The sequence below is a fragment of the Streptomyces sp. NBC_00554 genome, assembly GCF_041431135.1.
GTDB lineage: Bacteria > Actinomycetota > Actinomycetes > Streptomycetales > Streptomycetaceae > Streptomyces.
Map to the genome: position 1 here is coordinate 217,589 of NZ_CP107799.1, position 12,770 is coordinate 230,358.

10 protein-coding genes and 2 pseudogenes are annotated in these 12,770 nt (G+C 69.3%); 7 read left to right on the forward strand and 5 right to left on the reverse strand.

All coding sequences use genetic code 11. The annotated features are described in order from the left end of the window. Nucleotides 1-484: 484 nt before the first annotated feature. Together OG266_RS01050 and OG266_RS01055 are read right to left on the reverse strand one after the other, a co-directional pair. Nucleotides 485-1,231 (reverse strand): glucose 1-dehydrogenase, encoded by a 747-nt coding sequence (locus OG266_RS01050; protein WP_332881040.1) that lies wholly within the window; start codon nt 1,229-1,231, stop codon nt 485-487. Nucleotides 1,232-1,381: 150 nt separating this feature from the next. Next, the gene (locus OG266_RS01055) at nt 1,382-2,017 is read right to left on the reverse strand and encodes a TetR family transcriptional regulator (protein ID WP_332880699.1); all 636 of its coding nucleotides are present in this window, start codon (nt 2,015-2,017) and stop codon (nt 1,382-1,384) included. A gap of 342 nt (nt 2,018-2,359) precedes the next feature. Here OG266_RS01055 and OG266_RS01060 point away from each other — a divergent pair. Beyond that, nucleotides 2,360-2,479 (forward strand): annotated as a pseudogene (locus tag OG266_RS01060) (DUF4253 domain-containing protein); the annotation flags it as partial. A 233-nt stretch (nt 2,480-2,712) separates the two neighbouring features. Here the strand turns inward: OG266_RS01060 and OG266_RS01065 are convergent. Further along, complete coding sequence (locus OG266_RS01065) at nt 2,713-3,672, reverse strand: SMP-30/gluconolactonase/LRE family protein (RefSeq protein WP_371541571.1); 960 nt, start codon at nt 3,670-3,672, stop codon at nt 2,713-2,715. A 158-nt stretch (nt 3,673-3,830) separates the two neighbouring features. On the opposite strand from OG266_RS01065, the pseudogene OG266_RS01070 reads away from it, so the two are divergent. Beyond that, nucleotides 3,831-4,139: pseudogene (locus OG266_RS01070) on the forward strand (transposase); the annotation flags it as partial. Between the two features lie 5 nt (nt 4,140-4,144). Here the strand turns inward: OG266_RS01070 and OG266_RS01075 are convergent. After that, entirely contained in the window at nt 4,145-5,476 is a 1,332-nt protein-coding gene (locus tag OG266_RS01075; protein ID WP_371541574.1) for a TetR/AcrR family transcriptional regulator, read from the reverse strand. A gap of 99 nt (nt 5,477-5,575) precedes the next feature. Then, nucleotides 5,576-6,646: a phosphotransferase family protein gene (locus tag OG266_RS01080; protein WP_371541576.1), complete on the reverse strand. Its 1,071-nt coding sequence runs from the start codon at nt 6,644-6,646 to the stop codon at nt 5,576-5,578. 81 nt (nt 6,647-6,727) lie between these two features. On the opposite strand from OG266_RS01080, the gene OG266_RS01085 reads away from it, so the two are divergent. From OG266_RS01085 to OG266_RS01105, 5 genes are all read left to right on the forward strand, one after another. Beyond that, nucleotides 6,728-7,786: a TIGR03857 family LLM class F420-dependent oxidoreductase gene (locus tag OG266_RS01085; protein ID WP_332880695.1), complete on the forward strand. Its 1,059-nt coding sequence runs from the start codon at nt 6,728-6,730 to the stop codon at nt 7,784-7,786. 211 nt (nt 7,787-7,997) lie between these two features. Beyond that, a complete protein-coding gene (locus tag OG266_RS01090) occupies nt 7,998-9,446 on the forward strand; it encodes an aldehyde dehydrogenase (RefSeq protein ID WP_371541579.1) in 1,449 nt (482 codons plus the stop codon). A 41-nt stretch (nt 9,447-9,487) separates the two neighbouring features. Further along, the gene (locus OG266_RS01095) at nt 9,488-10,603 is read left to right on the forward strand and encodes an NDMA-dependent alcohol dehydrogenase (protein ID WP_371541582.1); all 1,116 of its coding nucleotides are present in this window, start codon (nt 9,488-9,490) and stop codon (nt 10,601-10,603) included. Between the two features lie 86 nt (nt 10,604-10,689). After that, nucleotides 10,690-11,970, forward strand: coding sequence for a cytochrome P450 (locus tag OG266_RS01100; protein ID WP_371541584.1), 1,281 nt, complete (start codon nt 10,690-10,692; stop codon nt 11,968-11,970). Next, nucleotides 11,967-12,770 (forward strand): enoyl-CoA hydratase/isomerase family protein, encoded by an 804-nt coding sequence (locus tag OG266_RS01105; RefSeq protein WP_371541587.1) that lies wholly within the window; start codon nt 11,967-11,969, stop codon nt 12,768-12,770. Before OG266_RS01100 ends, OG266_RS01105 begins: the two co-directional genes overlap by 4 nt.

The following is a 12,770-nucleotide window of genomic DNA, read 5'->3' on the forward strand; positions in this document are numbered from 1 at the left end:
ACCGGGCCTACCACGCATCGTCATACCGTCACGACCTGCACACTCACGCGATCACCCGAGAGCAGCTGGTCGGAGCCCAGGCGCTCCGTCACTGAGCGGCACCACTACGGTAAGGGCCGAACATCCTGAATGAGGCACGCGTACGCATCGGGAACGCTCTGGACCTGATGACAACCGCGCGGGAACTGGCCGACGTCGTCGTTCCCCGGCCCGCCGATGTCGTCAGCGTCGACCCGCTTGAGCCCCTGCTCGGCAGCAACAACCCCGGCGAGGTGAACGTCCACCCGGCCCACCCGTCCCAGCCCGCCGGCTGGCCGAAGGGCACGACCGCTCCGGGCCAAGGACTCCAGCGTCGTCCAATGGTTCGCGGACGAGGACCGGCCGGTCTGGCGGGAACCGAAACCGGAACGGCGCCCGGACCCTCGATCCGAGGTCCGGGCGTCCGCGATGGCGCGAGGCGCTGCTCCGGGCCGTGGCTTCGCCGTCAGGAAGCGGTGAGGCCGCCGTCGATGACGTGCTCCATCCCGCTGATGTAGGACGAATCGTCGGAGGCGAGGAAGAGAACCAGGCTCGCCACCTCGTCAGGATCGGCCAGACGCCGGAGTGGGACGGTTTCGCCGACGCCACCGCCGTTCTCGTCGCTGGCCTCGACCATCATGGGCGTCTTGATATATCCGGGGTGGACGGAGTTCACCCGGATCCGGTCCGGGCCGAACTGCACCGCCACCTGCTTGGTCATGCCACGGGAGGCGAACTTGCTCGCGACGTAGGCGAGGCTGGGGGCACCGACGACGGAGACCATGCCGGCCGTCGAGCTGATGTTGACGATCGCCCCGCCGCCCGCCCTCTTCATGGAGGGGATGACGGTCTTCATGCCCCAGACCTGGGAGTGCTGGTTGATCGCGATGACCTTCAGGTAGTCGTCCGGCTCGATTTCCACCACGTCGGCGATCGGGCCGAGGATGCCGGCGTTGTTGACAAGGATGTCCACCGGGCCGAACGCTTCCTCGGCTCGCTCGACTACCGCGCGCCACCCATCCAGCGAACTGACGTCGTGACGGATGAACAGCGCGTTCGGGCTGAGTTCGGCGGCGATCTTCGCGCCACGGTCCTGGTTCACGTCAGTGAGGACGACCTTCGCGCCCTCGCTGACGAAACGTCGGGCATGTGCCTCACCCATGCCCTGTGCTGCTCCGGTGATGATGGCGACCTTGCCATCGAGCTTTCCCATCTCGGGTCCATTCTTCTCGTTCGCCATGGACCGCACTCACGGTTCAGGGTCGTCGGTGTCTCGACGTCGAGACACCTTCGGCGCCATCCAGAATACTGGTACTCGGTACCAAAAAAAAGACACAGCGGTGGCGTGTTTCCGAGCGGGACCTCAGTCCTCCTCGGCCGTTGTGACCTGACCGTCGATCCACCGCTGCAACACTTCGCACAGAGGTCGCAGAGCTGCGTCGAGTTCAGGCAGGAGTGCTGACGACGGCTCGTCGACCCGCAACCAGCGGCGAAGCATCGCCGAAAAAGCCCCCTGGACAGCCGCGCCCGTGGACTGCGGCAGGACCTCCGCGGGCTCCACGCCATGTCGCTGCGCCACGTATTCCGCGATGACCGCAGCCCAGACGAGCCAGTGCGCCGCCGCCTCCCCCTGCAGGTCGGGGGACGAGTCGAGGATGGCGAACCTCTCCATCCAAAGAGGTGTGTCATCGATGGAGCGGGCGAGGTTCGCGACCACCTGCTCGCGGACGATCGTCATCGTCGCCGCGCCCTGGTCCGCTTCCCGAAGCAGTTGGGAGAGCCGATGTGTATGGGTCTCGAACTCCGCCCAGATGATCTCCGCCTTCGAACCCCAGTACCGGAACACGCTCGTACGGCTCACGCCGCTGGCGCGAGCGATCATCGGAATCGTGGTCGCGGCGTAGCCATGCTCACGGAACAGGCGCATCGCCTGTCGCTCGATCGCCTCCCGCGAAGAAACGGGTGGCCGGCCACGCCCCCGTCCGCTCGTCGTCGTCATCCGGCACACTCTGGCACAGGCCAGCGCCGTGTCGCGGACACGCTCAATCCGTTGATCCGTTACTCCCACGGCAGACCCGTCACGCGCGTTGCGGACGCAACGCGTCAAGCATGAGTCCGAGAAGTGACGCCGCGCTTCGGCGTCCACCTCCAGCACCGCGGCGCTGGAGGCCAACATCGGCAGCATGTGAGGCACATCGGGATCGTGTCCCGCGAAGTGGTGTAGCCGCGTGAACCTCCAGGGCGAGCTTCAGCGGGGACCGATCGATACGGAGCGTGACGGGTTCGGGCCGCAGCTCGTTCGTCGCCGAGGGCTCGGGCGAGCTGGCGCCGTAGCCGCGAGGCCATCGCCGCCGATCACTACGCCTTCTCTCCTGACACCATCGACCAGGACGGCAACACCCCGCGCACCTACGCCGAAAAGCTAATAGCCGCCCCCGCCCAGAGCTTCTTCTGGGACTGATCGCGGCTGACCGGAGACTGAGCTGGGACTGAACCAGGATCGAAAAGGCCGTAGAAAGAGCCGCCGCAAGACCACAGCAAAAGTGCCGCGGGCAGCAAGGAAGCCGGGCCGCCACGCCGCCCGGCTTCCTTGCTCAGAGCGCTTCACAGCGCTTGGGGCACTGCCTCTCGGAGCACTGGAGCACTACCTCTGGACCCACTTCCCTCATCTCACCGTCCCCGGCCCGCCCGCATTCAGCGCAGCCGCGCGAGCAACAGATTCGGATCCGTGCGCGTGAGGTACGCCCCGCTCGCCACGTACACGGTCGAGCCCCTGACCGCCACCGACGTCGGGTTCTCGATCCCATCCGCCACCGTCAGCACCGTCTGAACCGTGCCGTCCGAGCTGACGATGCTGGCCTGGTTGGTGCCGTTCTGGGCGGCCAGTACCTGGTCGCCGCGGCCGGTGAAGGTGAAGTCGTCGATCCCGGGCAAGCCGGTCGCCTTGACGGTGTCCGTGCCTGCCGTGCCGTCCTTGTTGATCGGTACCCGAAGCAACGTGCCGTTGCCGGTGTTGCTCACCCACACTGCACCGTCGTGCACCTTGACACCGTTGGCCCCCAACGAGGACGTCGAGGTCGAACCGGGCTGGAAGTCGGCTCCCTGTGTCCACAGGGAGGCGGTCTTCGTCTTCAGCGACACCTTCCACACGGCGCCGGACGAGGAGTCGGTCGCGTACAAGGTGTCACGGCTCGCGTCGATCGCCAGGCCGTTCAGCACCTTCACATCGGGCATCGCCACCACCAGCACGGGAGTGCCGCCGCCCGCCGGGATCCGGTAGATGCCGGAATTGGCGCCCGCGTTGTAGTTGACGTAGAGCGTGCCGTCGGCGGTGCGTACGATGCCGGACGCCGTCGCGCTGCCGGTGGTCGGCGCGGGAAGGGTCGCCAGTACGGTGATCGTCCCGCTCGTGGTCACCTGGGCCACCTGCCGGGACTTCTGGAACGTCACATCGGCGGCCCCGCCCGGCTCCAGCGTGATGTTCTCCGGCTGCTGCAGGGCGGCGATGTCGAAATGGACGACCTCGCGCGCATCGCTCAGCGGCGCGGTGGCACCGAAGGCGGTGCCCATGGTTTGTGTGCCGACGGCCAGTCCGGCGAGCACGACCGAACTCAGCAGGAGGGAGCGGCGACAGCGGCGAAGGCGAATGGACATGAGAGCTCCCGGGCCGTTGGCGGACAGATGCGAGCGGTTAATGGGCCTGATGCTCACAACCTTGTCTGGGAACAGTCCAGGATTCGGATGAGAAACCCCCTTATCTGCGCGCCGCCCGCGCTAACCGCTCGGGCCGGAGGGCTCAGCTGAGCTTCGATACCACCTTCGCGCAGACCACCGGCGAGGCCGTCCGCACCCAGCTGGACGTGGTGGCCGACATGCTCGGACGGCAGTTCCCCCAGGCCAAGACCATGCTGCTGGACGCCGCATCGGCTATCACCGCGCTCGCGGACTTACCGCCGGCGCACTGGAAGAAGATCTGGTCCACGAACCCGCTGGAGCGGCTGAACCGGGAGGTCAAACGCCGGGCCGACGTCGTCCAGCTCTTCCCCAACCACGCCGCCCTCGACCGGCTCGCCGCCGCGGTCCCAGCCGAACTCCACGACGAATGGCAGGCCGCAGGCCGGGCAGACTAAGCCACCGGCTCCCCGGCCAGCAGGCCCCGCTCGATGAACTCCGCGAGGGTCTCGATGATCGCCTCGCCGCTCGCCGGACGGCTCCCGGCCGCCAGCTCGTCGGGGACCCGCTCCAGCAACGCGATCAGGACGAGTGCGGCGACCTCGGGGCTGAGCGGGTACGCGCGTTTCACCTGGGCCAGCACCCCTCCCAGGGCGTCAACCAGGCTCGCGCCGACCTGATAGCCGAGCGCCCGTACGGTGGGGTCGTCCGGCTGCCGCTCGACCCAGGCGCGGAGCACACCCGCGTAGCGCTGTTCGATCGGCAGGAACTCCGCCAGCCAGGAGCGGAGTTGCTCTGCCGCGCCGTCTCCGGGACGGATGTCGGCGAAGCGCTCGGCCGACTCGCACAGCTGGCCGGTGGCTTCCTCGGACAGTGCCGTGAGCAGGTCCAGCTTGTCCTGGAAGTACTTGTAGAAGGTGCCGCGAGCGACGCCGGCCTCGGTGACGACGACATCGACGTTCGCGCTGTTGTAGCCGCGGGCGGCGAAGGCACGCGAGGCCGCGTCCAGCAGATGGTCGACGGTGCGGCGGGCGCGGACGCTGAGGTGGTCGAAGCGGCCGGAGGTGGGCGCCGGGTGCTTCGGCGGGCGCCCCAGCGAGCGCAGATCCGTGCCGGAGGCCTGCAGTCCGTGGGCGGTCAGGATCTCGGCCGGAGTCTCGGGGAAGAGCGCCAGCTGGACGACGACCGCCAGGCTGTCCACGACCATCTCGTCGGTGAGGCCGCGGTTCTCCCCCACGTGCCGGAGGTAGTTCACCCGGTGGACGAGGGCCGCCAGTGCCATCGAGGTGTTGCGCACGTCGGCGGTTCGGACGCCGGAGGACTCCAGCCGGACCGAGATCCGATCGGCGTAGGCGTCGGAGAAGCCGGTGACCATCTCGCCGACGGCCGCCTCGGAGGAGTCGATGTGGGCCCACTGGACGAACATGGTGGCGTATTTGTCGTAGACCCAGGCCCACTCCCCCAGCCACCAGTGGAGGTTGTCGAAGCCCTCGGTCGTCGGACCCAGCGGCCCGAGCCGCCGGACCACCCGAAGCAGCGCCGAACCGCACTCCTCCATCAGCTCGACGAAGATCTGGTCCTTGCTCTCGAAGTACTGGTAGAGCGTCGCCCGCGAGATCCCCGCGGCGCGGGCGATGTCGTCCACCGACGTCGCGTGGAACCCCCAGGTGGCGAACAGGTCGAGGGTGACGTCCACGATCTGCCTACGGGTGCGCGATCCCCGTTCACCGACCACGGGGCTCTTCGGTCCGTAGCTCGCGCGCCGGGTGACTGCGTCACCGGTCATGGTGGACTCCCTCGCTCTCACTACGGGTTCACTGAGTGCCGCCGCACCAGACTACCGTGACGCGACAGTCAGACGACCCTGAGTCGACGGACCCGTTCTTCACCCCAGTCGCCTGGCCAGCATGCCCGTGACCCTGGTGACATACTCGCCCGCCACGTCCTCGCCGACCTTGCCGCTCGCGACGAGGAGATCCGCCAGACGGCTGTTGATCAGGGCGAGCACCAGCCCGGCGACGATCTCGTAGTACGCGACATGGGGGGCGCGACGGCCGCTCAGCTCCTCGTAACGCGCCACGGTCGCGTCCCGGTCCGGGACCCCGTCGAGCCGGGTCAGCCCCTGCGCTTCACACAGGAACTCGTCGAACACCAGCCACCACCCCAGGTCGATTCCGGGCGGCCCGACGGTGGCGGTCTCCCAGTCCAGCAGCGACGCCACCGACAGATCCTCCTCGAAGATCATGTTGCCGACGCGGGCGTCTCCCCACACCACGGAGGTGGCCGCGTCCCTCGGCCGGTGGCGCCGCACGTACTCCCACGCCCTGTCGATCACCTCGGCGTCGCGGTGACGACTGTCGGCGCACCACTCGTACCACTGGCCGAGGCGTACGAGGTAGGCCTCCAGGGCGGTACCGGAGGGCGAGCCGGAGGGGGCGAGGAAGGTGAAGCCCTCGCGCCAGTCGATCCGGTGCAGCGCGGCCACCTGGGTCAGCCCCTCGTCGTAGAGCCGTCCGCGTTCCTGTGGGGTCAGGTCCACCGTCCAGCCGCGTTTGTGCCAGCTGGGAACGTCGGAGGGGATGCGGCCGGCCACTCGGTCCATCACATAGAACGGGGCGCCGAGGAGCGAGACGTCCTGCTCCGTGAACCACACGTGCGGCACCGGCACGGACGAGTGACGGGCCAGCGCCCGCATCGTCCGGGCCTGGAGGAGGGCGTCGGGTTTCACGAAGAGCTGATGACCGGTGGGTTCAACGCGCAGGACGAAGCCGTGTTCGCGCCGCGCACCGTCCGGGCCGGTCCAGACCGCGTCGAAATACGCCGTCTCGTTGGAGTAGCCCGCCTTCGGCAACACCAGTTCCCTGACGTCCACGGCCTTGGCCCCGAGCCGCATCGACAGCCAGCCGGCCAGTGTCCGCCTAGTGGCCTCCAGGTCCCGCCGTGTCGTGACCGCCATCCGCTCCTCCTCAGCCACTCCCCCCGGACTGCTCCCGGGAGGGCTCCCAAAATAGTGACACTAATGCCAGACTCGCTCCCCATGAAGACCACTGACACAACTGATCCGGCCCGCCTCGGCGCCTATGTGCTGCCCGGCCGAGTCCAGGACCCCCGCCCGGCCGTCGGTGAGGCCCGCACCGCCGAGCACCTCGGGCTCGGCAGCGTCTGGATCAGCGAACGCTGGGGCACCAAGGACCTGGCGGTACTGGCCGGCGCCATCGGGCAGGCCACCGACACGATCCGGATCGCCTCGGGAATCACCCACTTCCTCGTCCGCCACCCCGCGGTGCTGGCCTCCACCGCCATGACCCTGCAAGCGCTCACCGGGGGCCGCTTCACGCTCGGCGTCGGGCGCTCCACCGACGCGCTGTGGAAGGCGGCGGGGCTACCCCGGATGAGCAATGCCGTACTGACCGACTCGGCCGACATCTTCCGCCGACTGTGCCGAGGCGAGCGGGTGTCGTACGACGGTCCGGCCGGGCGGTTCCCCCATCTGCGGCTGGGCGATCTCCCCTCCGACGTGCCCGTGCCGCCGGTACTGCTTGCCGCCATCGGACCGAAGACGCTCGCCCTCGCGGGGCGCCATTTCGACGGGGCGATACTGCATCCGTTCCTCACTCCGGAGGCCGTCGCGAGGTCGGCGGCCCTGGTCCGGAAGGCGGCCGAGGAGGCGGGCCGGGATCCGGCGGCCGTACGGATCCACGCCGAGGTCGTGACGGCCCCCGACCTCACCGAGGACGAGGAGAACGCGGTCGTGGGGGCGCGGGCGGTCACATACTTCCAGATCCCCTTCTTCGGCGAGACGCTCGCCGGGGCGAACGGCTGGGACACCGCCGAGCTGGAGAAACTCCGCACCCACCCGAAGCTCGCGGGTCTGCGCGGGGCCGCGGACAACCGCTTCACCCGGCATGAACTGCTCGATGTGGTCGGGTCGTTGCCGCCCGAGTGGCTGGCCACGGCATCCGCGGCCGGCCCGGCCGCGGCCTGCGCGGACCGGCTGCGCGCCTACCTCGACGCCGGGGCGGACGAGTTGATTCTGCACGGGAGCACTCCGGACTTGCTCGGTCCGCTGGTCCAGCACTTCACCTCAGCGGCCTGAGAGCGGCATGAGTGGAGCTTGAGCACGGCACGAGTGCGGTCCGAGAGCGGTCCGAGGCCGCCGCCACCGACAATTGCCTTTTAGTGACACGACTGCCAGAATCGATGAACGAGGGGACGGCAGACGGTTGCTTTCGAGCTCCCGGTACCGGCCGCCTTCACGCGCCGCCGCACGGCTGTGGGCCGTCCCGGCGCCGGCCGAAAGGTTTGCCTTGCTCACCCACGAACTTCTCTTTGTCGGGGGCCGCTGGACCGCCCCGGACAGTGACGAGACGATCGAAGTGGTCTCGCCCGCCACCGAAACACCCATCGGGCGGGTTCCTCTCGGCTCGGCCACCGATCTGGACCGGGCCGTCACAGCGGCCCGGACCGCCTTCGACTCCGGTCCCTGGCCCGCGCTGCCCCCCGTGGAGCGCGCGGAGGCGGTGGCCCGGCTCGCCGCGGCGATTCGGGCCCGGGCCGACGAGTTCGCCGACATTCTCACCGGCGAGGTCGGCACGCCACGCAAACTGTCGCCGTTCGTCCAGGTCGGCACCGCACGGGGCGTCTTCGACGCGTACGCGCGATTCGCCGCCGACTACCCGTGGTCCGAGACCCGGAAGGGAGCGCGGGGTGCGACCGTACGAGTGCGGCAGGTCCCGGTGGGCGTGGTCGCGGCGATCGTGCCGTGGAACACGCCGCTCTTCGTGTCCGCACTCAAGCTCGCCCCGGCCCTGGTGGCGGGCGCGACGGTGGTCCTGAAGCCGCCGGTCGAGACGCCCCTGCACTCCTTTCTGCTGGCCGAGGCCGCGCAGGAGGCCGGGATACCAGAAGGGGTCCTGAGCATCGTCCCTTCGGGTGCGCAGGGCGGTGAGCATCTGGTGCGCCACCCCGGCGTGGACAAGGTGAGCTTCACCGGTTCCACCGCGGTCGGCCGCCGCATCGGCGAGCTGTGCGGCAACGACGTACGCCGCTGCACTCTCGAACTGGGCGGCAAATCCGCCGCGATACTGCTCGACGACGTCGACCTGACGCCGGCCGTCGTCGGACAACTCGTCGGCGGCGCGATGACGAACAGCGGCCAGGTCTGCACGTCGCTTTCCCGTCTGCTGGTGCCGCGCGAACGGTACGACGACGTGGTCGGCGCCCTCGCCGAGGCGGTGGGCGCCCTGCGGGTCGGCGATCCGTACGACCAGGCCACCGATCTGGGACCGCTGGTGACGGAACGTCAGCGTGCGCGGGTCGAGGGATACTTGGCAGCCGGTCGTGACGAGGGCGCCCGCCTGGTGGTGGGCGGTGGCCGCCCGAAGGACCTGGACCGCGGCTGGTACGTCGAGCCGACCCTCTTCGCCGATGTCGACCCCAAGATGGCCATCGCGCGCGAGGAGATCTTCGGGCCGGTCCTCACCGTCACGCCGTACGAGGGCGAGCAGGACGCCGTCGACCTCGCCAACGACTCCGACTACGGCCTGGCCGGTGCCGTGTGGACCGCCGACCCGGCCCGCGGCGAGGCGGTCGCCACCCGCATCCGCACCGGCGTCGTCGCCGTCAACTCCTCGGCTCCGCTGGACATGTGCGCTCCGTTCGGGGGCTTCAAGCGGTCGGGGATCGGCCGGGAGTCCGGGCCCGAGGGCATCTCCGCGTACACCGAGTTCCAGACCATCGTGCTTCCCGCGAGCTGACGGCACACGTCCGCGACGCGGGAGAGAAAGAGAGCCGTTCCATGGAGACGCTTGCAGCGGTGCTGCGGGAGCGCAACACCCCCTGGTCGGTCGAACCGATCACGCTCGACCCGCCCAAGGAAACCGAGGTACTGGTCGAACTGCACGCCTCGGGGATGTGCCATTCCGACGAGCACATCGTCACCGGCGACATGCCCTTCCGGCTGCCCTGCATCGGCGGCCACGAAGGCGCGGGCGTCGTCCTGGAGACCGGAAAGCACGTGTCCTGGCTCAAGCCCGGCGACAACGTGGTCTTCGGGTTCATCCCCTCGTGCGGCCGCTGCCCGTCGTGCTCCACCGGCCACCAGAGCCTGTGCGACCTCGGCGCCTACACGTACAAGGGACGGCAGATCGCCGACGGCACCGCACGCCACCACAGCGCGGACGGCGAGGACCTCTCGACGGCCTGCCTGCTGGGCACCTTCGCCCATCACACCGTCGTGAACGAGGCGAGCTGCATCAAGATCGACCCCGGTTACCCGCTGGACAAAGCATGTCTGCTGGGCTGCGGCTTCGTCACCGGCTGGGGTTCCGCGGTCTACGCGGCCGACGTACGTCCCGGCGACGCGGTCGTGGTCGCCGGCGTCGGCGGCATCGGCGGCGCCGCGATCCAGGGCGCCCGACTGGCGGGCGCCAAGGTGATCGTGGCCATCGAACCCGTCCCGGAGAAGAAGGAAACCGCGCTGCAGCTCGGTGCCACCCATGTCGCCGCCTCGTGGGAGGAGGCGGAGTCGCTGGTCTCCGAGGCCACCTGGAACCGCGGCGCCGACAAGTTCATCTGCACGATGGGCGTGGGCCGGGGCGCCCTGATCCAGCAGGCCATGGCCATGACGGCGAAGCGCGGCCGGATCGTCGTCACCAATGTCCACGCTGCCGCCGAGACGTCGATCGACATCAGCCTGATGCAACTCACGCTCACGGAGAAGCAGTTGGTGGGCTCGCTGTACGGATCCGGCAACCCGCGCGCGGACATCCCCAAGATCCTCGAACTCTGGGGCCGGGGTCAGGTGGACCTCGACTCGATGGTCACCCGCCATTACCCGCTGGAAGCCGTCAACGAGGGCTACGACGATCTGCGCGCCGGCAAGAACCTGCGCGGTGTTCTGGTCTATCGCTGAGTCCCACCGCCCCTGGCTGAGTCGCCGTGCCGGAAGGCCGCGCTTTCCGCCATGCCCTTCATGCCCAACCGCCCACGGGAGAGACCGTGCCCCTGCCCTTCACCGACGACATAGAGCTGGACGACCTGGACTTCTGGACCCGCCCGGCGGCCGAGGTGGACGCCGCCTTTCGCACCCTGCGCGCAAGCGACCCGCGGCGGTTCTTCCACGAGCACGATCTGCGGGGCAACCGCCGGGAGGAGGGGTTCTACGCCCTCACCCGGTTCGCCGACGTCGTCGACGTCAGCCGTCGCCCCGACGAGTTCGTCTCGGGCGAGGGCGTCAACATCTTCGACAACCCGCCCGATCTGCGGGAGTTCTACGGGTCCATCATCAGCATGGACGACCCCCGGCACACCCGGCTGCGTCGGATCGTCTCGCGGGGGTTCTCGCCGCGCATGCTCTCCGGACTGGCTCCGCACATCGAGGAGACCACCCGGGAGATCGTCGCCTCGGTCGCCGGGCGCGGGCGGATCGACTTCGTGACCGAGGTCGCCGCTCTGCTGCCGCTGCGGATCGTCAACGACCTGATGGGGATCCCGCGCAGCGAGGAGCAGTTCATCTTCGAGGCCACCAACGTGGTCCTTGGCGCCAGCGATCCCGAGTACGTGGCCGACCAGTCCCCCCGCGGAGTGGCCACCGCCCTGGCCACGAAGGCCAACGAACTCGCCGAGCTGCTCCGGGAGTTGGCCGAGGCCAGGATCACCGAACCCCGCGACGACCTGATCACCTCGCTGGTCACGGGCGGCACCCGGGAAGAGGTCCTCACCCCGCAGGAACTGGCCTCCTTCTTCATTCTGCTGGTCGGCGCGGGCAACGAGACCACGCGCAACGCGATCGCCCACGGCCTGCGGCTGCTCACCGAGCACCCCGCCGAACGTGCCCGCTGGCAGGCCGACTTCGAGGCAGTGGCGCCGAGCGCCGTCGAAGAGATCGTGCGCCACTCGTCCCCGGTCGTGCACATGCGGCGCACGGTGGCCGCCGACGGAGTCCGCCTCGGCGAGCTGGAGTTCAAGAAGGGCGACAAGGTCGTCATGTGGCACTGCTCCGCCAACCGGGACGAGGACGTCTTCGACGACCCGGACCGCTTCGACGTGACCCGCTCCCCCAATCCCCACATCGGTTTCGGCGGGCCAGGACCGCACTTCTGCCTGGGCGCGCACCTCGCACGGCTGGAGATCACCATCGCCTTCCGTGAACTCTTCCGGCTGCTTCCCGACATCCGGGCGGTCGGCGAACCCCAGCCCCTGCGCTCCAACTTCGTGCGCGGGCTGAAGCACCTGGACGCCGAGTTCAGCCCCGTCGCCGTCGAGGGAGAGCGCCGATGAGCACCGACGACGTTGATGTACTGCACGAGTTCGGCGACGGGGTCGCCCGAATCACCCTGAACAGGCCCGAGGCGGCCAACGCGATCGCCCCCGAGGCCCGGGACCGGATCATCGCGCTGCTCCAACAGGCCGACGCCGACCCCGAGGTGCGGGTCGTCGTGCTGGCCGCGAACGGCCGGCACTTCTGCGCCGGCGCCGATGTCACCCGTATCCACGCCGACTCCTCGGAGCCCAAACGAGTCGGCGACGGCATGCGGCGGATCATGGGCGGCGCGCAGCGGCTGATCGCCGCCGTGCTCGACTGCGGCAAGCCGGTGATCGCGGCCGTCCAGGGCCCCGCCGCCGGGATGGGCGCCCATCTGGCCTTCGCCGCCGATCTGGTGGTGGCCGCCGACACGGCCACCTTCATCGAGTCGTTCGTGCTGCGCGGCCTGGTGGTGGATGCCGCCGGCGCGTATCTGCTGCCGCGGCGCATCGGCCTGCAGAAGGCCAAGGAGCTCGCCTTCCTCGGTGACAAACTCACCGCCCAGGACGCCCACGACCTCGGTCTGGTCAACCGGGTGGTGCCGCCCGAGGAGTTGGAGAAGGCCGTGGCGGAGTTGAGCGAACGCCTCACCGCCGCGCCCACCGGCGCCATCGCGCTGACCAAGAAGCTGTTCAACCGTTCGTTGGACGGTGACCGCGAGGAGTCCTTCCTGCTGGAGGGCGCCCTGCAGGACCTGCAGTCGTACGCCCATGACTCGGCCGAGGGGATCGCCGCGTTCAAGGAACGCCGCACGCCCCGTTACCTGGGGTGGTGA